We start from the raw sequence: 18,588 nt of genomic DNA, 5'->3' as shown, positions 1-18,588 counted from the left end.
AGGCGGCTCATCGGCCTCGTGGCCGTCCTGGTCCTGGTCAACTTCATGGTCGACACGGCCATCACGGCGCCGCTGCTCGTCCTTCCGGAAATGCTCGACCACTTCGGCACCGACCAGACGGCGTGGCTCAACGCCAGCGCGATGCTGGCGGGGGTGATGTGGGCGCCGCTGCTCGGCAAGAGCGCCGACGTGCACGGCAAACGCAAGGTGCTCGTACTGACGTTGCTGCTCAGTTGCGCCGGCGCGCTCATCTGCGCGGTGGCCCCGAATATCTGGGTCTTCGTGCCCGGACGCCTGCTGCAAGGGGCGGCCGTGGCCGCCCTGTTCCTCTCCGTCGCGATCGTCCGGGAGATCTGCGCGCCCCGGATCGCGATGGTCGTGGTGGGCATCGTGACCTCCGGATCCGCGGTGCTCAACATCGGTTCCCGTTTCCTCACCGAGAAACTGGCCGCGGAGTTCGGCTTCCAGATCTTGTTCGTCGTATCGGCCGTCGTCGCCATCGCGATGGCGATCTGCGTGCGCCGCGTCATTCCCGAATCCGTGCTCAGGACACCGGGCCGGATCGACGTCGGAGGTGCGCTGCTCCTCGGCGGCGGCCTGGCCGGGGTGCTCGGCTATGTCAGCCTCGGCTCGGAGTTCGGCTGGTTCGCCGTCGGCCCGATGGTCCTCCTGATCGGCGGCGTCGTGGCCTTGGCCAGGTGGTTCCTGGTCTCGAGCCGGAAGCCCGATTCGCTGATCGACATCCGGAACCTCGGCGCGCCTTTGGCGCTCACCCTGCTCGTGCTCGTACTCAGCACCGGTTCGTACCAGAGCATGCTCCAGCTCATCCCGCTGGTCAGCGATGTCTCGGCGGGGCAGGGGCTCGGATACGGACTGGCGGGCCAGGGAACGCTGGCACTGCTGCTCGCGGCGCCCGGTATCGGCGTCATGATCGGCGGTCCGGTGGCCGGGGCACTCGCCACTCGCGTCGGGCCGGCGATGACCCTGGCGGGTGGGATCGCACTCGGGACCGTGGGAACCATCGGGATGTTCCTCGGTGTCTCCCAGTTCCCGGTCGCGGTGTTCTTCGCTTTCCTGCTGGGTTTCACGGTCGGCGCGCTCGGAACCTCCGGCTTCAACCTGGCGGGCAGCCTGGCGCCCGCCGAACGGCAGGGCATCGTCTCCAGCCTGGTCATGGTCGTCATCGCGATCGGATCGGTGGTGCTGGATTTCGTGGGCGCGGCGGTGCTCAAGTCGACCACCGTGTCCGTCGGCGGCGAAACCGTGAATTCGGGAACGGGTGTCTTCACCTACATCACGATCGCTTCCGTCGCCTTCGCGATCGCCGCGGTACTCGTCGTCTTGCTGGTGCGAAAGTCGCCGCATAACCATAAAACGCCCTCACCGGCGTCTCTTTGACGGAATCGGAGAACGGAAATGAACACGGCAAAAGGAACGGTCCTCGTCTCCGGCGCGAGCATCGCCGGACCGGCCGTCGCATTCTGGTTGCGGCGGTACGGATTCTCGGTGACGGTGGTGGAGAAGGCAGGCGGACTGCGAGGAGGCGGATATCCGATCGACGTCCGTGGCACCGCGCTGGAGGTGGCCGGCCGGATGGGGATCCTGCCGCGGCTCCAGGAAGCGCATATCGAGACGCGTTTGCTGACCTTCCTTGATGCCACCGGCGGAGAGGTGGCGTCGGTGCATCCGCAGACGGTGGTCGGCGGAGTCGAGGGGAGCGATGTCGAGGTACGGCGTGGCGACCTGGCGGAGATTCTGTACGGAGCCACCCGCGACGACGTGGAATACGTGTTCGACGATTCCATCGAAGCGCTCGAAGAACACGAGAACGGTGTCGAAGTCACCTTCCGCAGTGGAACACGGCGCGCGTTCGACCTGGTCGTGGGAGCCGACGGACTGCACTCGCGCACCAGGGAACTCGTCTTCGGGCCCGAGCACCGCTATCACCGTTATCTGGGGTATTGCTTCGCCGGATTCACGATGCCCAACGAGTTCGGCCTGTCGCGAGAAGGTGTGCTCTGGAACGTGCCCGGCCGCGGGGCGGCGCTCTACGCGGTCAAGGGCAGCGAGCGGATCCACGGTTTCCTGGTCGCCGCTCGCCCCGAGCCACCGTATGAGGTACTCCGCGATCCCCAAGCGCAACTGGACCTCGTCGCCGCGACCTTCCACGGCGACGGCTGGGAAATCCCGGCCATGGTCACCGCGATGCGCGACGCGGACGACCTGTTCTTCGACACCGTCAGCCAAATCCACCTGCCGCGCTGGTCCGGCGGCCGGATCGCCTTGGTCGGCGATGCCGCCTACGCGCCGTCGTTCCTGACCGGGCAGGGTTCCAGCCTCGCCCTCGTGGGTGCCTACATGCTCGCCAGGGCGCTGGCCGTCCATCGTGACCACACCGCCGCGTTCGCCGCCTACAAAGACGACACACGGGGATTCGTCGAGCTGAACCAAGCGCAGGTCGGCGTGGGCGACGCGGCGCTCTTCCCGGTCACCGCCGAAGCCCTCGCGCGACGTGACAGCCGGCTGCGTGGCCTGACCACCTCGGCGCCGGGAACCGGGCGACCGGCCCATACCGCTCTCACGCTGCCGGAGCCCATCGCCGAGCCGCAGCGCGGCTGAAGGACACGGCCTAGCGCGGTGTCGTCGACAACGTCGGTGTCGGCGACACCGCGTCGCGTTCGACGGAAAAGACGGCGAGGAAATAGTTCGCCTGGGCGCAGTTGACGTTCTCGCCGCCGGTGAGTTCCGCGGTGAGCGTGTCGCGCTCGACGGTCAGTTCGGCGCCGTCCTCGGCGCATCCCGGCAAGACGAAGGCGAAACCGCGCCGGTCGGCAGGCGGGACGAACGACAAAGCCCCACGGACTTCGTCCAGATTCGTGAGCTTGGCGCGTTCCAGGGTTCGCTGGAACTCCTGAGCAGGGGCCGTTCCGAGTTCCACTGGCCGCAGGCCCGTCAACCGGGTGCTCGAGCCCTTGAGTCCCGCGAATGCCTCCAGCTCCGCCGTATCCTTGCCGATGCCACATCCCGCCACCAGCAGCAGAAGGCACGCTGCGATCCATCTCATGCGCCGAGGACGTAGCGGACCGTTCCGCCGGTTGCACCGCCCGGGTATCGAACCTAGACGTCAGGCATGTGTGCCTGGCTCGAGCCTTCCCGGCCGAAAGGGCTCGACACCGACGACGTGACGAGCGCGGGTCGGCTCGACGAGCACCTTGACCCGCCGTTCGCCCGGGATCCGCCATTCGAACCGGTCGGTTCCGACGTACTTCTTCGCCAGCCGGTCCATGCAGTGATCCGCCTCGTCGCCTTCGACGAACTCGACGGCCCGGCCGTGGATCACGACGCGGTCGTAGGGGTTGTCCGTGTCCAGGCAGGACAGCGACACGCGGGGATCGCGGCGCAGGTTCTCTTCCTTCACCCTGCCGACGGCGGTGTTGAACACGATGTGGTCGCCTTCGAGGTCGATCCACATGGCGGACACCTGGGGTGAGCCGTCCCCGTTCACCGTGGCGAGGTGCCAGAACTTCGGTGCCGCGATCCAGCCGCGGATCTGCTCGTCCAGCCCAGTCACGCGGCCCTCCAGTGAGTCCGGATCAGGACGACGATTGTCGCGCGGACGACCGCGGATGTCGACCGGCGAAGTGGTGGCTATTGACATCCATGACAGTATTTTTCCAACTAGACGACTAGTGCGTTGCCGGGGTTGTGGCCGAGCAGACGACGATCCGGGTCGGCGCCTCTGGGGAGAGGACCTTGTCCATGCAGCCAACCCGTCGTATCTCTCTCGTTCTCGCACTCGCCGCCGCGGCGGGGATCGCGTTCGCGTCGCCGTCCACCGCCGCGGACGACTACTACCAGGACGCGCTGGGCAAGACCGGGCCCGAACTCAAGGCGGCACTGCACGGGATCATCAGCACCAACACCAAACTGACGTACGAACAGGTGTGGGACGGGATCAGGGCCACCGATGAGGACCCGGCCAACCCGGCGAACGTCGTGCTGCTCTACAGCGGCCGCTCGCAGGCGAAGACCGCCAACGGCGGCGAGGTCGACGACTGGAACCGCGAGCATGTCTGGGCCAAGTCGCACGGCGACTTCGGCACAGCCGTCGGACCCGGTACCGATTTGCACCACCTGCGCGCGGAGGACGTGTCGGTCAACAGCACCCGCGGGAACAAGGACTTCGACGCCGGCGGCTCGCCGGTCGGCGAGGCGCCCGGGAGTTCGACCGACGACGACTCGTTCGAGCCGCGGGACGCGGTCAAGGGCGATGTGGCCCGCATGATCCTGTACATGGCCGTCCGTTACGACGGCACCGACGGTTTCGCCGATCTCGAACCCAACGACGCCGTCGACAACGGCTCCAAACCCAACATCGGCCGTCTCTCGGTCCTGCTGACCTGGAACACCCAGGACCCGCCCGACGCCGCCGAGCAGCGCCGTAACCAGGTCATCCACGACCGGTTCCAGCACAACCGCAACCCGTTCATCGACCACCCGGAATGGGCCGCCTCCATCTACGGATAGTTCCTGTCGCCCCAAAAGGCAGTTTACGTGGTCCCTTAGACGATCCCTTCGAACTCGTCAAATATGTGCCGAGGACAATATCGTCCTTTCTTGTCTCATTCGGCCATATTCGCCGTACGGAGGAAAACATGCGAAAGAGCATTCGGAGGATCGGGGGCGCGGTCGCCGCGACGGCGGTGGCGGGCGGCGTCATGGTCGCGGCCGCCGCGCCCGCCCAGGCGAGCTTCGTCACGCCGGTGTACGGGATGACCTGTGACACCGGCTACGACTCGAGCTATCGGGCCTGGGGAGTCTGCTGGGCGCCCATTCCGGCGAAGTGGAAGCTGCGGGTGGACTGTACGTTCGGCGGAACGTACGACACGATTTGGCACTACCCGCCGCAGAACGAGTGGTACCGGATCGACCACCACGTCAGCTGCAATATCGGCGTCAACTCGGTCCACGTCGTCGAGGGGACCTGATCGGTGGTCAGCGGGTGAGCTTCCGGTGGAAGCACACCCGGTCCTGGCCGGGGCCGTCGTAGCCGCTGTGCAGGGGGAGGCCGTCGGCCACTCGGTCGCCGGTTTCGAGCGTGAACCCCATGGCCCGGTGAAAGGCGATGGATCCGGTGTTGCCCGGCGAGGTGACCGCACGGACTTCCGTGCGGCCCGCCTCGGCGGCGCGCTGGAAGAAAGTCGTATAAAGGCGGCGGGCCGTCCCCTGGCCGCGAAGGTCCGGATCCACTCCCACGAAATGGATGTACGCCTCGGTGGCATTGTCCGGCGCGTGGAAGCCGACGAGAAATGCCCTGATGCCCGTTTCGTCCTCCAGGACCAGGCTCGTGCTGGAGAAGAATTGCAGGAACAGTTTGGGAAGCAGAAGCGAAAGCTCGCGAGCCTGAGCGGGAGTGCGCGAATCGCCCCACCATTCCTGTACGCATTCGACGATCGTGCCGTGGTCGGAGACGTGAGCTCGGCGGGGCTCGGGCATGGCGTTCCCTTCTCGGAGTCCGAGGCTTGACGATCTTGGTTCGGCACCGTTTCTACCAGGGATCGACCGAGGTGACACGGTCGCTGGACGGTGATTTTCCACCAGGCTCGTGAGTAACACCGAATACGCACGCGTGAATTGATGTTCACGGTGCTGGAGCGAGAGATCGTTTTCCCGTGCTGTAGAATCCTGATTCTGGGTGATGATCATCGGCTCGACGTTGCGTCGGCGGATCATCTGTTGAGAACACTGGGGTTTCTCGGGCAATCCGTGCTGGATGAGCTGGACGCTGCCGTCTGTGGCTCCGTTGCCGGATTCTCGGACAAAGCAGGGGGAGTAGCACGTGTCTGGCGTTCAACTGACCGATCCGCCGTCGGTGGCGGATCCGGGCCTCGACGGGGACAGACCGAGAGGCGATGGCCGGGCGTCCACGCGCCGGGGGATGCTGGGAGCCTCCCTCTCGGTCATCGTCGGCACGGTGCTGATCGCCGTCCACGCGAGCTTCTACGGCAACTGGATGATCGATGACGCGGCCATCACGTTCGCCTACTCCCGGAACCTCGCCGACGGCTTCGGGCCGGTGCTCCAGCCTGGCGTCGAACCCGTCGAGGGCTTCTCGAACCCGGTGTGGATGGCGCTGCTGGCCCTCGGCAAGCTGCTCGGCCTGTTCGACCACGGCACGATCTTCGGCGTCCCCGATTACGTCCTGTTCCCCAAGGGACTGGCGCTGCTCTGCTGCATGGCCATCCTGGCACTGGTGTACGCCGGGGCGAAGCGCCTGACGCCCCGGCCCGCCTTGGTCACCCTGATCGCCGGGACGGCGCTCGCGGTCAATCCCTCGTTCGTCATCTGGTGCTTCTCCGGTCTGGAGAACTCGGTCTACGCGCTCATGGTCACCGCTCTCGCCGTGGTCGTCCTGTGCGGCGTCGACTCCGGCACGCTCCTGACGGCGAAGATCGCCATGTCGGCAGGCGCACTCGCCGCCCTCGCCGGGCTGAGCCGTCCGGACGGGGTCGTCTACGCGGCCGCGTTCCCGATCGTGGTCGCGCTGTTCACCCGCCGCGGCGGTGTGTCGCCCGCCATCCGGGCGGTGCTGCTGTCCGCCGCCGGGTTCGTCGTTCCCTTCGGCGGCTACCTGCTGTTCCGCTGGATCGAGTACGGGCGCCTGCTGCCCAACACGGCGATCGCCAAGGCGCAGCCGCTCCCGGCCATCACGGACATCGCCAAGGCCGGGACGGTCCTCCAGTACGCGGGCTGGCTGCTGGTCGCGGTCGCGATCGTCTGCCTCGCGCTGGTGATGCAGAAGCCGTCCGAACTCCGCGCGGGCGTCGTCGCGCTCCTGGTCCCGTTCGCGTTGTCGGTGATCGCCTTCTGCGTCCTCCAGGCCGACTGGATGGGGCAGCTCCGGTTCGCGACCCCGATCTGGGCGCTGGGCGCGCTCGGCGGCGCGATCGCGGTCGTCGAGACCCTGCGTAAGGCGCGTATCCGAGGCCGGATCCTGCTGACGGCCACGCTCGTCGTCGCGACGGCGTCGTCGATCAGCGGGTTCCACACCCAGGGCAAGAGCTACCAGGCCGTCCCGAAGACGCCGTTCTGCAGCGTGGTCGAGCGCGACGCCAGGGTGACCAACGGCGTGGCGGATCTCCTCGAGCTGCCCGGCTCGGCGAAGATCGGCGTGATCGACCTCGGCGGGATGGCGCTGGTCAGCAGGCTTCAGGTGGTCGACCTCGCCGGTCTCGCCGACCGTGTCATCGCCGACTACCTCAGCACCGCCGATTTCGCCGGAGAGCGCCGCTACGTCTTCGACGAACTCCGGCCGGAGCTGATCTCGTTCGTCGGCACCTGGGACACCACGCTCGGCTTCGCCCAGGACGAACGGTTCGGGCAGGAGTACGAGGTGCTCTATCGCAGCCCTCGTGACCCGTCCGCGTTCGGTGACGTCGGGGTGTGGGTGCGCAAGGATCTCGTGCGCGACCCCGCGGTTCTCGCCGCGGCACAGCGCTACGTCACCACCGAGACCCAGAAGGTCGTCGCGGCCAACTCGGTCGCGCATCTGCGGTCCTGCGGGGACACGCTCCTGCCCGGCCAGACACCCCGGACCTGACACACCCAGGCCGCTAGGGCGCGCACCGGTCGCCGCCGACCGCGAACTCCGCCGGCGACCGGTGCGTGCCCGTGCTGTGCGCGTTGAAGCCGATCGACACCGACGCACCCGGGGCGATCCGGGCGTTCCACGAAGCGTTGCCCGCCCGGACGGCCGCGCCGGTCTGGCTCCACGCGGCGTTCCATCCCTGCGTGATCCGCTCCTCGCCGCCGAACGCGAACGTCAGGGCCCAGCCGTCCCACGCGGTCGCGCCGGTGTTCTTCACGGTGAGTGCCCCGGTCAGGCCCGTCGGCCAGGTCGAGGCCGTGTACGTCACCTGGCAGCTCGCCGCGGCCGGCGGCGGGGCGGAATGCTCGGCGACCCAGTTCGACAGCCAAGCGAACGCCGAGTTCCAGTTGACCGTGACCTCGTTGAGCGAGTACGCCTCGATGTGGTCGACCCAGCACCGTTGCGGCGCGCAACCGGGCAGCAGCCGCTGCGCGACCGGATCCTGCAACGCGCTGTTGGGCCCGCCGGACAGGACACCGGGCGGCGCTGTCGGCAGCGACGGGGCCAGCTGGTTCGCCCAGTGCCGGTGGTGCACGTTGCGCACCGGCCGATCGCCCCAGCCGGAGACATACGAGAAGCCGACCGGGTTACGGCCCAGCAGGTAATCCATCGTGGCGAAGGCTCCGTCCCGGTACTTCGCCGCGCGGGTGAGGTCGTGGGCGAGGCCCAGCACCATGCCGTTGTTGGCGACCAGGCCGTTCGATCCCCACTCGTACCCGCCGTCGCCGGTCCGGTACGGCGCCGGATGCCCGGCGGACGCCATGGTCGCGAGGTGGGCGTCCGCGGTCGTGACGATCGCGGACCGGATCGCCGCCGTGGGCACCTCGCGCGGTGTCAGTACCAAGGACACGTCACCGAGCGCACCGGTGGCTCCCCAGTCGAATCCGCGCGCGTTGAAGCTCTTTCCGCCGAACAGCGGTGAATTCGTCACGTCCGTGCGGTGACGGCCGGTGGTCACGTACAGCTCGGCCGCGGCCCAGTAGAACTCGTCGGTCACCGTGGGATCGGTGTACGAGCCGCCGCCGGTGCCGTCGGCAGGGTCGGCGATCATGCCGGGATGCGCCTTCGCCGCCGCGTACGCCTTCTCCGCGGCTGAAAGCGCACGGGCCGCGAAGGCGGCGTCGTAGGGCGCCCACAGCCGCGAGGCCTGTGCCGCCGCCGCAGCGAGGTTCAGGGTCGCCGCCGTGCTCGGCGCGGACAGCCTGCGCGGCTGGGCGTCCTCGTGCGGCAGGGTGGGCAGGCCGGTCCATTGCTCGTCGTGGATCTTGTGGTGGGCCATCCCTGCCAGCGGTCGCCCGTCGGGAACCTGCATGCTCATCAGGAATTCGAGTTCCCACCGCGCCTCGTCGAGTACGTCCGGCACGCCGTTCGACCGCTCGGGAATGGCCAGCGTGCCGTCGCCGAGCGCCGCCTTGTCACCGAGTAGCGCGGCACGCTCGTAGGCGTTCTGGAGCTGCCACGCGGCGATGCCGCCGTTCACCACGTACTTGCCGTGGTCGCCGGCGTCGTACCAGCCGCCGCGCACGTCGAGGGTGTACCCGCACTCCAGACCGGCCCGGCAGGGTACGTCGTCGTCCCCTCGGTTCGGCGCCACGTTCACATGTCCGGCGGGCCGCGCGTACTCGGCGCCCACGTACCGGGCTTCGATCGGGGTGCCGCTGCGCTGGTGGTAGAAGAACGCGAGCGAGTCGGACCGCAGCCCGGTCATGGCGTTCGCGGAGATGTCGAACGGGTGGCTCACGTCGGCGCCGACGCTCAGTGTGTAGCCGCTGCCCGGCCGGTCGTAGGACGAGAAGTCGATGACGTGGACGTTCTCGTTCGATGCGGCGTCGTGGCCCTTCGGAGTGGTCTGGCCGGTGGCGACGGAGGTGCCCGCGCCATCCCGCAGCGTCCACGTCAGCGGGGTGGCAGACCCGGTCGCGAGACTCGCCTGTTTGGGCAGGCCGGGTACGTAACCGACCTGGTTCACCCGCAGCGGGCCCGCCGGTTCCACTCCCGGTGGCGGCAGCACGCCGCCGACGAGGGACACGTTGTCGACGCAGATGGTGTTGTCGAAAGACTGTCCGCCGAACCAGAACGCGAACTGACCGTTGCCTGCCGCCGGGAAGTCCACTGTGGACTGGAAGGTCAGGGTGAAGGTCTGCTTGGCGGGGGTGACGGTCACGTCGGTGCGCGCGAGCTGCCGGTACGGGTCGACGGACTCACCGGCGACCGCCGAGATCCGCTGTTCGACGACCGCCCGCGCGTCGAACTTCATCGTGTAGGACTGACCTGCCTCGTACGGCACGCCGTTCTGGCCGGACAAGGCGTCGTACCCGTTGGCCGTGCCGCCGGTGACATCGACGCAGTATTCCCCGCCGGTCACCGAGGCGCGGGTGTTCGCGCCCGCCCACCAAGGTTCGCCGCCGCCCGCCGAGAAGTCGCCGTTCACGATCCGTTCGTACCCGGCGGCCCCCTCCTCGGCCGAGGACGACGCTTGCGGAACGACCGCGAAACCCGCGACGAGTCCGGCGGACAGCAGTACACGCCAAATGTCGATCACCACGTCGTGATCCTTTCGAAGGCCGACTGTTGGGAGCGCTCCCATAATCTAGCCCGATCTCCGGTCGCGGGGAAGAGCACGCGGTGAAATCACTGGTACCAAACCATTCTCACTCGTTCGGCCTGTGTCGTCGCTATTCGAGTCGCGCTAAGGTGCCAACGCTGGGAGCGCTCCCAGCAAGGTCGGAAAGAAGGCGCTATGCGATACGGAAAGGCCATGACCGCGATCCTGGCCGCCGTCACGACGATGGCGGCGTGCTTCGTGACCGCGACCCTGAACGCACCACCGGCGTCGGCACACGGCGCGATGATGAAACCGGGCAGCAGGACTTTCTTCTGCTGGCAGGACGGATTGACCCCGCAGGGCAACATCGTGCCGAAGAACTCGGCCTGCAAGGCGGCCGTGGGGCAAAGCGGGGAGAACTCGCTCTACAACTGGTTCTCCGTGCTCCGTTCGGACGGCGCGGGCCGGACCAAGGGATTCATCCCGGACGGGAAACTCTGCTCGGGCGGGAATCCGAGTTTCGCGGGCTACGACCGCACCGGGAACTGGCCGATGACGCATCTGACGGCGGGCGCGTCGTTCGGCTTCTCCTATAACGCCTGGGCCGCCCACCCCGGCTGGTTCTACCTGTACGTGACCAAGGACGGATACGACCCCGGCCGCGAACTGCGTTGGGACGACCTCGAGGACCAGCCCTTCCTCACGGCAGACCATCCGCAGGTGAGCGGCAACGTCGGCAGCGTCGACGGCCAGTACAAGTGGACCGGGAACTTCCCGTCGGCCAAGTCGGGCAAGCACGTCATCTACTCGGTGTGGAAGCGATCCGACAGCGCCGAGACGTTCTACGGTTGCTCCGACGTCGTGTTCGACGGCGGCAACGGTGAGGTCACCGGGGTCGGCGTGGTCGACGATCCGCCCGATCCCGGCGAGCCGCCGAACGGCGCGTGCACGGCCACGCTGGCGAAGACCGGCAACTGGAACGGCGGCTACCAAGCGGAAGTGACCGTCACCAACCCGGGCACGGCGACGCTGTCCGGCTGGCGGGTCGGCTGGACCGTCCCGGCGGGGGAGACGATCACGAGCGTCTGGAACGGCACCCTCGCCATGGACGGTGCCGGCACTCGCGCCACCGTGCGAAACGCGGAGTGGAACGGGTCGATAGCGGCGGGTAACACCCGTTCGTTCGGCCTGACCGCCACCGCGACGGTGAGTTCCGCCGCGCCGGAACTCACCTGCTCCAGCCCGTAGCGTCCGGCTCAGTGGTGCCCGTGCTCCGGGTTGGCGAACACGCATCCCGCGACGTCCGCAGGAATCTGATGCACTCGAGGATCTAGGGAGCCGCATCTGAAGTAATACAGTCCCAGCTCGCCGACACCGAGAAATCCCGCGGAGATCGCGAACCCGTTACCGAAGGCGAAGGCCGGGCCGTCGGCGATCCGGCCCGCCGCCATCGCCGAATGCCAGGATTCCTGGAAACGCCGCTGCTCGTCGCCGCCGAACAGGAAGAGTCCGACGACCGGGAATTCCGGGGAAACCCGGCAGGTGGCCCATTCGGCCACATGCGGCTGAAAGCGGGCGGCGATGTCCGGCCCGACGAACGTGCGCAGCTCCGCGGGATCCCGGCGGGAAACGTCGGCGCAATCGCCTGCGTTCTCACGGATCCAATCGACAAGATCGTCCATTGTGGTCAATCGCGTGCCGAGTGCCTCGGCACCCGCGGTGGCCTTCGGCGCCGGCGCGGAACAACCCGCGAGTATTCCGGCGGAGATCAGCAAAGTGGTGGCGAGTCGCCTCATGCTTTTCAGCTCTACTCCGAAAATCGCCGGATCACAACCGAGGAGGACCTGTGAGATCACGACCACCGGGGCGCTCGATGAGAGCGCGTCCCAGTACGGCGCTGGCCACCACCGTGGCGCTCGCGGCAGCGGTCACGGCCGGTGCCGTACCCACGGCCGCGGCGGCCGAGGTGTCCTGTACGACAACGTACAAAATCAGCAGTGAGTGGGACAGCGGTTTCGGTGCGACGGTGGCGATCCGCAACGAAGGCGCCGACGTCATCCCCGACTGGAATCTGACCTGGACCTTCGCCGACGGACAGCGGATCACCCAGCTGTGGAACGGCACGCACACGCAGTCCGGTGGCGCGGTGAGCGTCCGCGGCGCGGACTGGCAGCGTGCGATCAACCCCGGCGCTACCGTGCAATTCGGTTTCAACGCGGGAAAGAGCGGGGCCGCGAACCGGTCGCCGGTCGACTTCAAGGTCAACGGCATCACTTGCGCGGGTCCGAACAGCGGCCCGGCGGTGCGGCTCACGAAGCCGGTGAACAACGCGACCTTCGCCGTGCCGTCGCCGATCGAACTCGCCGCGTCCGCCAGCGACAGCGACGGTTCGGTGTCGTCGGTGGAGTTCTACGCCGGGACCACCCGGCTCGGCGCCGACACCAGCGCCCCGTTCGAGTACACGTGGACCGGCGCGACGGCGGGGGAGTACTCGGTCACCGCGCGGGCGATCGACAACCTCGGTGCGGCAACGGTTTCCGCGCCGGTCGCGGTGCGGGTGCTGGCGGCGCCGTCGGTCGTCGCCACCCCGTCGACCGTTCGCGTCCGGCAGGGGACCTCGGCCACCGTGGACGTGAAACTCGCGACTCCACCGACCGGACCGGTCACGCTGAACGTGGCACGCACGACGGGCAGTGCCGATCTCACGGCCACGCCCGCGACGCTCACTTTCGACCAGAACAGCTGGAACACGGCGAAACCGGTGACGATCGCCTCCGCCGCGAACGGCGGCGCACTCGCCACCGCCGCGTTCTCCATCACGGGATCCGGCCTCACCGCGGCCACGCTCGACGTGGCGGAGATCGACGCGTCCGCCTCGGACTACCGGGCTGCCTTCCTTGCGCAGTATCACAAGATCAAGGACACGGACAGCGGCTACTTCCGGAATTTCGACGGCCTGCTCGTGCCGTACCACTCGGTGGAGACGCTGCTGGTCGAGGCACCGGACCACGGTCACCAGACCACGTCCGAGGCGTTCAGTTACTACCTGTGGCTTGAAGCCGCGTACGGACAGCTCGAAGGTGACTGGACACCGTTCAACCAGGCGTGGGCGTCGATGGAGAAGTTCATCATCCCGGCGCACGCCGACCAGCCCACCAACGACAAGTACAACGCCGCCGACCCGGCGACGTACGCGCCGGAGCATCCGAGGATGGACCGGTACCCGGCGGTGCTTGACGGCAACGTCCCGGTCGGGTCCGACCCGATCGCGGGTGAACTGCGCGCCGCCTACGGCACGTCGGACGTCTACGGCATGCATTGGCTGCTGGACGTCGACAACACCTACGGCTTCGGCCGCTGTGGTGACGGCACCACCGCGCCCGCGTACATCAACACCTACCAGCGCGGGTCCAGCGAGTCGGTGTGGGAGACCATCCCGCAGCCTTCCTGCGACACCTTCGCACACGGCGGGCCGAACGGGTTCCTCGACCTGTTCACCAAAGATGCCACCTATGCCAAGCAGTGGAAGTACACCAACGCGCCCGACGCCGACGCGCGGGCCGTGCAGGTGGCGCACCTCGCCAACCAGTGGGCGACCGCGCAGGGCAAGGGGGCCGCGGTGGCCGGTGTGGTGAAGAAGGCGTCGAAGATGGGCGACTATCTGCGGTACGCCATGTTCGACAAGTACTTCAAGAAGATCGGCGACTGTGTCGGCCCGAGCACCTGCCCGGCGGGCAGCGGCAAGAACAGCTCGCACTACCTCATGTCGTGGTACTACGCGTGGGGTGGCGCGACGGACACGTCCGCCGGCTGGGCGTGGCGCATCGGTGACGGCGCGGCCCACCAGGGCTACCAGAACCCGCTCGCCGCACACGCGCTCGCCAACGACCCGGCACTGAAGCCGGTCTCGGCGACCGGCGCGGCGGACTGGGCGGAAAGCCTGGACCGGCAACTGGAGTTCCTGCAATGGTTGCAGTCCGCCGACGGTGGCATCGCGGGCGGCGCGACGAACAGCTGGGACGGCCAGTACGCCACCCCGCCCGCGGGCTCCTCGACGTTCTACGGGATGTACTACGACCAGCAGCCCGTCTGGCACGACCCGCCGTCCAACAGGTGGTTCGGGTTCCAGGCGTGGGGCCTGGAGCGGGTCGCCGCGCTGTACCAGCTGACCGGTGACGCACGGGCGAAACGCATCCTCGACAAGTGGGTACCGTGGGCGATCGCGAACACGACGGTCGGCTCCGGCGGGGAGTTCCGGATCCCGTCCGACCTGGAATGGACCGGCAAACCCGATACGTGGAACCCGGCCACACCGGGGACCAACGCGAACCTGCGGGTCCGGGTGCTGAACCACAGCCAGGACGTCGGCGTCGCGGCGTCGTACTCGAAGATCCTGCTGAACTACGCGGCCAGGTCCGGAAACGCGGAAGCGCGGACGGTCGGCGAAGGACTCCTCGACGCGATGCTCGCGCACACCGACTCCATCGGCATCGCGGTCCCGGAAACGCGGACGGACTACAACCGGTTCGACGACGAGTACGATCCGGCCACCGGTGAAGGTGTGTACCTGCCGCAAGGCTGGACCGGGACGATGCCCAACGGCGACCCCCTCGCCGCGGGTGCGGATTTCCTGTCCATCCGGTCGTTCTACCGGGACGACCCGCAGTGGCCGAAGGTGCAGTCCTATCTGGACGGTGGAGCCGCGCCGACGTTCACCTACCATCGGTTCTGGGCGCAGGCGGAGATCGCGACCGCGTTCTCGCTGCACGTACAGCTGTTCGGCTGAGCTCTCCGGTGGGGCTCGGCTCGGCTCGTGAGTGCTTCGGGCCGGCCCAGTACATGAAGGACCCCTTCCTTGCGCCTAGGTACAGGAAGGGGTCCTTCATGTACTCCCGAGCCGAGGCAGACCCGCTCACCCGGCCCCAGGCTTAAACCCTCGTGCCCGGCCAGGGCAGGGGTTGCGAAAGCCACTTTCGCAACCTTCAACGTTACGAAAGTGGCTTTCGCAACACCTCCGCCAACCCCACCGCCCGGCTCAGGAGAAATCCGCTGCCATGACCCGATCGAAGCCGACCTCCCGGCGAGGACCGGTCAGCGTGCGGGGGACGGCCGCGACGATCCGGGCACTCGACGTCCCGATCCGCAGTTCGACGTCGCCGGGTTCGACGATCCGCTTGCCCGCCCGTCCGGTGTAGGAGGTCAGGTCGGCGTGCAGGCCGATCTCGACCACCTCGGTCGCGCCGGGGGCCAGGTCGACCCGCTTCGCCGCGATCAGCTGCTGGACCGGACGGGCGACCTCCGCGACCGGGTCGTGCAGGTAGATCTGGACGACCTCGGTCGTGGTGCGGTCGCCGTCGTTGCTCAGCGTCACCCGCACCCGGCAGTGGCCGTCCGTCGGCCACGTGGGGTCCGGCGCGGTGATGTCGTCCCAGCGGACGGCGCCGTAGGAAAGCCCGTGCCCGAACGGGAACAGCGGTGTCGGGTCGACCGTGCTGACCTCGCTGCGCAGCCCCAGCGGCGCCGTGAGATACGTCGACGGCTGGGACGCTTCCTCGCCGGGGAAGCCGACGGGGAGCCTGCCGGAAGGGTTGATCCGTCCACTGAGGACACCGGCGAGCGCGGCCGCGCCCTCTTCCCCGGGGTAGAAACCGCACACGATCGCGGCGAGACGGCCGGCCTGCCGCGAAAGTTCGTACGGCCGTCCACAAAGGAGCACCAGGACCACCGGCGTCCCGGTCGAGAGCAAGGCTTCGAGGAGTTCTTCCTGCCGTCCCGGCAGTTCGAGGTTCGAGGTGTCGCACCCCTCACCCGAGGTTCCGCCGCCGAACAGGCCGGCGCGGTCGCCGAGGACGGCGACGCAGATCTCCGCTTCCTTGGCCGCGGCGACGGCTTCGGCGATGTCCGAGTCCTCGCCGCCGACCACGGGGCAACCGAGAGCGTAGGTGACGTCGTGGTCCTCGCGGAGCGCGTCGAGCACGGTCGGAACCGCCAACCCGAACGGTACTTCCGGATGATGCACGCCGACGTGCATCGGGAACGAGTAGCAGCCGAGCATCGCGCCGGGATCGTGCGCCCGCGGCCCGACCACGGCGATCCGGCGGCCGGGGGAGAGCGGGAGGACGCCGTCGTTGCGCAGCAGCACGATCGAGCGTTCGGCGATCTCCCTTGCCAGCGCGCGGGATTCCGGATCATCGAGGTCGATCTCGTCCGGGACCTCCGGCACCCAGTCCTCGTCGAGGAGGCCGAGTTCGCATTTCTGCCGTAGCACCCGTTCGAGGGCGCGGTCGACGACGGCGGCATCGACCGCGCCCTGTTCCACCGCGGCGAGCAGCGGCTCGCCGTAACAGTCCACAGTGGGCAGTTCCACGTCGATCCCGGCGGTCAGCGCCTGCGCGGCGGCCTCACCGCGATCGGCCGCGACGCCGTGCAGTTTGTACAGGAACGACACGGAGAAGTAGTCCGCGACCACGGTTCCGTCGAAGCCATAGGTGTCGCGCAGCAGGCCGGTGAGCAACGCCGGATCCGCGGCGGCGGGGACACCGTCGTTGTCGATGTAGGCGTTCATCACCGATCGGGCACCCGCGCGCAACGCCATCTCGAACGGCGGCAGCAGGACGTCGGCCAGTTCCCTGGGGCCGATCGACACCGGCGCGAGGTTGCGGCCGGCGCGGGAAGCCGAGTAGCCGGCGAAATGTTTCAGCGTCGCGATCACCCCGGCGGATTCGAGCCCGGCCACGTAGGCGGCGCCGATCGTCCCGACCAGCTGCGGATCCTCGCCGATGGTCTCTTCGATCCGGCCCCAGCGCAGGTCACGGGCGACGTCGAGGACCGGCGCGAGTCCTTGGTGGACACCCAGCCGCCGCATCGTACCGCCGATCCGCGCCCCCATGCGGTACACGAGATCCGGGTCGAAACTCGCTCCCCAGCACAGCGGGGACGGGTAGACCGTGGCCTGCCAGGCGGCGAGACCGGTGAGCGTCTCCTCGTGGACCAGCGCCGGGATACCGAACCGGCTGCTCCCGACGATCTCCCGCTGAGAGCGCGCCAGGCTGCGCGCGCCGATCACCGGATCGACGGGCCGCGTGCCGTACACCCTGGTCAGCTGCCCGATGCCGTGCCGCACCAGTTCGTCCCAGTCCAGCTCCGCGTCGGCGAAGTCGTGCTGGTGCGGAGCCATCTCGCCGCCGGAGTCGATACCGACCCAGACGCCGTACAGCTGGGCGAGCTTCTCCCGCAAGGTCATCCGGTCCATCAGCGCGCGGACGCGGTCGGCGGGATCCGCGGTGGTGTCCTGCCAGGGCCGGGGTGAAGCGCTGGGCTGCGTGGTCAAGGCCGTCCGCCCTTCGTCGTGGTTTCGAGGGCACGCGTCGAGCGGCGCACCACGAGACCCGTGGACAGGGTGATGTGGGTTTCCTTCTCGGGTTCCCCGCTGATCAGCGAGATCAGGAGGGTGATGGCGCGGTGGCCCATCTCGCGGATGGGCTGGTCCACCGTGGTCAGCGGCGGGGTGCAGAGCGCGGACTCGGGGACGTTGTCGAAACCGACCACCGACAGGTCGTCCGGTACGGACAAGCCGAGTTCCGCGGCGGCCCCGACGGTCGCGATCGCCGAGATGTCGTTGGCGGCGAACACCGCCGTCGGCCGGTCCGCGCTGGTCAGCAGTTCGCGGGCGGACCGGGCGGAGATCTCCGGATCGTAGGCGCCGAGCCGGATCAGGTCCTCGTCGATCGGGACACCGGCGGCGGTGAGCGCCCGCAGGTACCCGGTTTTGCGCAGCTCGGCCGATTCGAGATCCGGCCGTCCGGAGAGGAAGCCGATCCGGCGGTGGCCGAGCTCCAGCAGATGCTCGGTCGCCAGCTGCCCACCGCGCAGGTTGTCGGAATCGATGGTGGGCACCGTCGAAGGGCCGGTGTGCGGATCGACCGCGACCACCGGCGTTCCGGGGACGGCCTCCAGCGAAGCCACCGGGGTGACCAGCACCGCGCCGTCGACCAGCGTACCGGAAAGCCTTGAGAGATAACGCTTTTCCCAGCCCGATGGATCACCGGTCCGGCCGCCTGCCGAGTAGACGACGAGTTCGTAGCCGGTGCCGCGGATGGCGTCCGCCGCACCCTTGAGCAGTTCGGTGGAGAACGGTTCGAGGTCGGCGACCAGGATCCCGATCACGTTCGTCTTGTGGTTGCGCAGGCTCTGGGCGACCAGGCTCGCCTCGTAACCGAGTTCGTCGATCACCGCACGGACCTTCGCGAGGGTCGCGGCGGCGACGCCGTAGCGGTCGTTGATCACTTTGGACACCGTGGCCACGGAGACGCCGGCACGGGCCGCGACGTCACGGATCGTGACCCTCGAACTGGGCTGCATACGGTCAGACTAGTCATGTAAAACGTTATCGACA

At 68.2% G+C, this 18,588-nt stretch carries 14 protein-coding genes; 7 read left to right on the top strand and 7 right to left on the bottom strand.

The genetic code is table 11. From position 1 onward, the window contains the following. A partial coding sequence (locus DMH03_RS26135) for an MFS transporter (protein WP_199749019.1) occupies nucleotides 1–1,398 on the top strand: 1,398 nt, incomplete at its 5' end. A gap of 18 nt (nucleotides 1,399–1,416) precedes the next feature. Beyond that, nucleotides 1,417–2,619, top strand: a complete 1,203-nt coding sequence (locus tag DMH03_RS26130) for an FAD-dependent monooxygenase (protein WP_125794607.1) — start codon at nucleotides 1,417–1,419, stop codon at nucleotides 2,617–2,619. Nucleotides 2,620–2,629: 10 nt separating this feature from the next. Here DMH03_RS26130 and DMH03_RS26125 read toward each other — a convergent pair whose 3' ends face one another. Both DMH03_RS26125 and DMH03_RS26120 read right to left on the bottom strand, forming a co-directional pair. Beyond that, nucleotides 2,630–3,064: a hypothetical protein gene (locus DMH03_RS26125; protein WP_233611647.1), complete on the bottom strand. Its 435-nt coding sequence runs from the start codon at nucleotides 3,062–3,064 to the stop codon at nucleotides 2,630–2,632. Between the two features lie 60 nt (nucleotides 3,065–3,124). Further along, entirely contained in the window at nucleotides 3,125–3,571 is a 447-nt protein-coding gene (locus DMH03_RS26120) for a PPOX class F420-dependent oxidoreductase (RefSeq protein WP_125794606.1), read from the bottom strand. Between the two features lie 188 nt (nucleotides 3,572–3,759). On the opposite strand from DMH03_RS26120, the gene DMH03_RS26115 reads away from it, so the two are divergent. Beyond that, nucleotides 3,760–4,527: an endonuclease I family protein gene (locus DMH03_RS26115; protein WP_125794667.1), complete on the top strand. Its 768-nt coding sequence runs from the start codon at nucleotides 3,760–3,762 to the stop codon at nucleotides 4,525–4,527. Nucleotides 4,528–4,655: 128 nt separating this feature from the next. Next, nucleotides 4,656–4,988: a hypothetical protein gene (locus DMH03_RS26110; RefSeq protein ID WP_125794605.1), complete on the top strand. Its 333-nt coding sequence runs from the start codon at nucleotides 4,656–4,658 to the stop codon at nucleotides 4,986–4,988. A 7-nt stretch (nucleotides 4,989–4,995) separates the two neighbouring features. Here the strand turns inward: DMH03_RS26110 and DMH03_RS26105 are convergent, their stop codons facing one another. Next, the gene (locus DMH03_RS26105; RefSeq protein WP_125794604.1) at nucleotides 4,996–5,496 is read right to left on the bottom strand and encodes a GNAT family N-acetyltransferase; all 501 of its coding nucleotides are present in this window, start codon (nucleotides 5,494–5,496) and stop codon (nucleotides 4,996–4,998) included. Nucleotides 5,497–5,839: 343 nt separating this feature from the next. Between DMH03_RS26105 and DMH03_RS26100 the strand changes: the two genes are divergently transcribed. Next, nucleotides 5,840–7,600, top strand: coding sequence for a hypothetical protein (locus DMH03_RS26100; RefSeq protein WP_125794603.1), 1,761 nt, complete (start codon nucleotides 5,840–5,842; stop codon nucleotides 7,598–7,600). Nucleotides 7,601–7,613: 13 nt separating this feature from the next. Here the strand turns inward: DMH03_RS26100 and DMH03_RS26095 are convergent, their stop codons facing one another. After that, nucleotides 7,614–10,193 carry a glycoside hydrolase family 9 protein gene (locus DMH03_RS26095; RefSeq protein WP_233611646.1) on the bottom strand — a complete coding sequence of 860 codons (2,580 nt, stop codon included), beginning with the start codon at nucleotides 10,191–10,193 and terminating at the stop codon, nucleotides 7,614–7,616. Between the two features lie 213 nt (nucleotides 10,194–10,406). On the opposite strand from DMH03_RS26095, the gene DMH03_RS26090 reads away from it, so the two are divergent. Beyond that, nucleotides 10,407–11,441, top strand: coding sequence for a lytic polysaccharide monooxygenase (locus DMH03_RS26090; protein ID WP_199749018.1), 1,035 nt, complete (start codon nucleotides 10,407–10,409; stop codon nucleotides 11,439–11,441). Between the two features lie 8 nt (nucleotides 11,442–11,449). Here DMH03_RS26090 and DMH03_RS26085 read toward each other — a convergent pair whose 3' ends face one another. Then, nucleotides 11,450–11,989, bottom strand: coding sequence for a hypothetical protein (locus DMH03_RS26085; protein ID WP_125794601.1), 540 nt, complete (start codon nucleotides 11,987–11,989; stop codon nucleotides 11,450–11,452). Nucleotides 11,990–12,066: 77 nt separating this feature from the next. Here DMH03_RS26085 and DMH03_RS26080 point away from each other — a divergent pair, with 77 nt between their 5' ends. Next, nucleotides 12,067–14,979, top strand: coding sequence for a glycoside hydrolase family 48 protein (locus DMH03_RS26080; RefSeq protein ID WP_125794600.1), 2,913 nt, complete (start codon nucleotides 12,067–12,069; stop codon nucleotides 14,977–14,979). 249 nt (nucleotides 14,980–15,228) lie between these two features. Here DMH03_RS26080 and DMH03_RS26075 read toward each other — a convergent pair whose 3' ends face one another. Then, entirely contained in the window at nucleotides 15,229–17,523 is a 2,295-nt protein-coding gene (locus tag DMH03_RS26075; protein ID WP_125794599.1) for a beta-glucosidase, read from the bottom strand. Then, complete coding sequence (locus tag DMH03_RS26070) at nucleotides 17,520–18,554, bottom strand: LacI family DNA-binding transcriptional regulator (protein WP_125794598.1); 1,035 nt, start codon at nucleotides 18,552–18,554, stop codon at nucleotides 17,520–17,522. The genes DMH03_RS26075 and DMH03_RS26070 overlap by 4 nt, the downstream gene beginning before the upstream one ends. Nucleotides 18,555–18,588: the final 34 nt, after the last annotated feature.

The sequence above is a fragment of the Amycolatopsis sp. WAC 01376 genome, from assembly GCF_003947415.1.
Taxonomy (GTDB): Bacteria; Actinomycetota; Actinomycetes; order Mycobacteriales; family Pseudonocardiaceae; genus Amycolatopsis.
The sequence above is the reverse complement of the archived record's forward strand: the minus strand, read 5'-3'. Positions and strand labels throughout refer to the sequence as shown.

Excerpts from the sequence above, each read along its gene's own strand:
- DMH03_RS26130 (WP_125794607.1), top strand. The coding sequence starts at position 1,417 with ATGAACACGGCAAAAGGAACGGTCCTCGTCTCCGGCGCGAGCATCGCC.
- DMH03_RS26125 (WP_233611647.1), bottom strand. The coding sequence starts at position 3,064 with ATGAGATGGATCGCAGCGTGCCTTCTGCTGCTGGTGGCGGGATGTGGC.
- DMH03_RS26115 (WP_125794667.1), top strand. The coding sequence starts at position 3,760 with ATGCAGCCAACCCGTCGTATCTCTCTCGTTCTCGCACTCGCCGCCGCG.
- DMH03_RS26110 (WP_125794605.1), top strand. The coding sequence starts at position 4,656 with ATGCGAAAGAGCATTCGGAGGATCGGGGGCGCGGTCGCCGCGACGGCG.
- DMH03_RS26105 (WP_125794604.1), bottom strand. The coding sequence starts at position 5,496 with ATGCCCGAGCCCCGCCGAGCTCACGTCTCCGACCACGGCACGATCGTC.
- DMH03_RS26090 (WP_199749018.1), top strand. The coding sequence starts at position 10,407 with ATGACCGCGATCCTGGCCGCCGTCACGACGATGGCGGCGTGCTTCGTG.
- DMH03_RS26085 (WP_125794601.1), bottom strand. The coding sequence starts at position 11,989 with ATGAGGCGACTCGCCACCACTTTGCTGATCTCCGCCGGAATACTCGCG.
- DMH03_RS26080 (WP_125794600.1), top strand. The coding sequence starts at position 12,067 with ATGAGAGCGCGTCCCAGTACGGCGCTGGCCACCACCGTGGCGCTCGCG.
- DMH03_RS26070 (WP_125794598.1), bottom strand. The coding sequence starts at position 18,554 with ATGCAGCCCAGTTCGAGGGTCACGATCCGTGACGTCGCGGCCCGTGCC.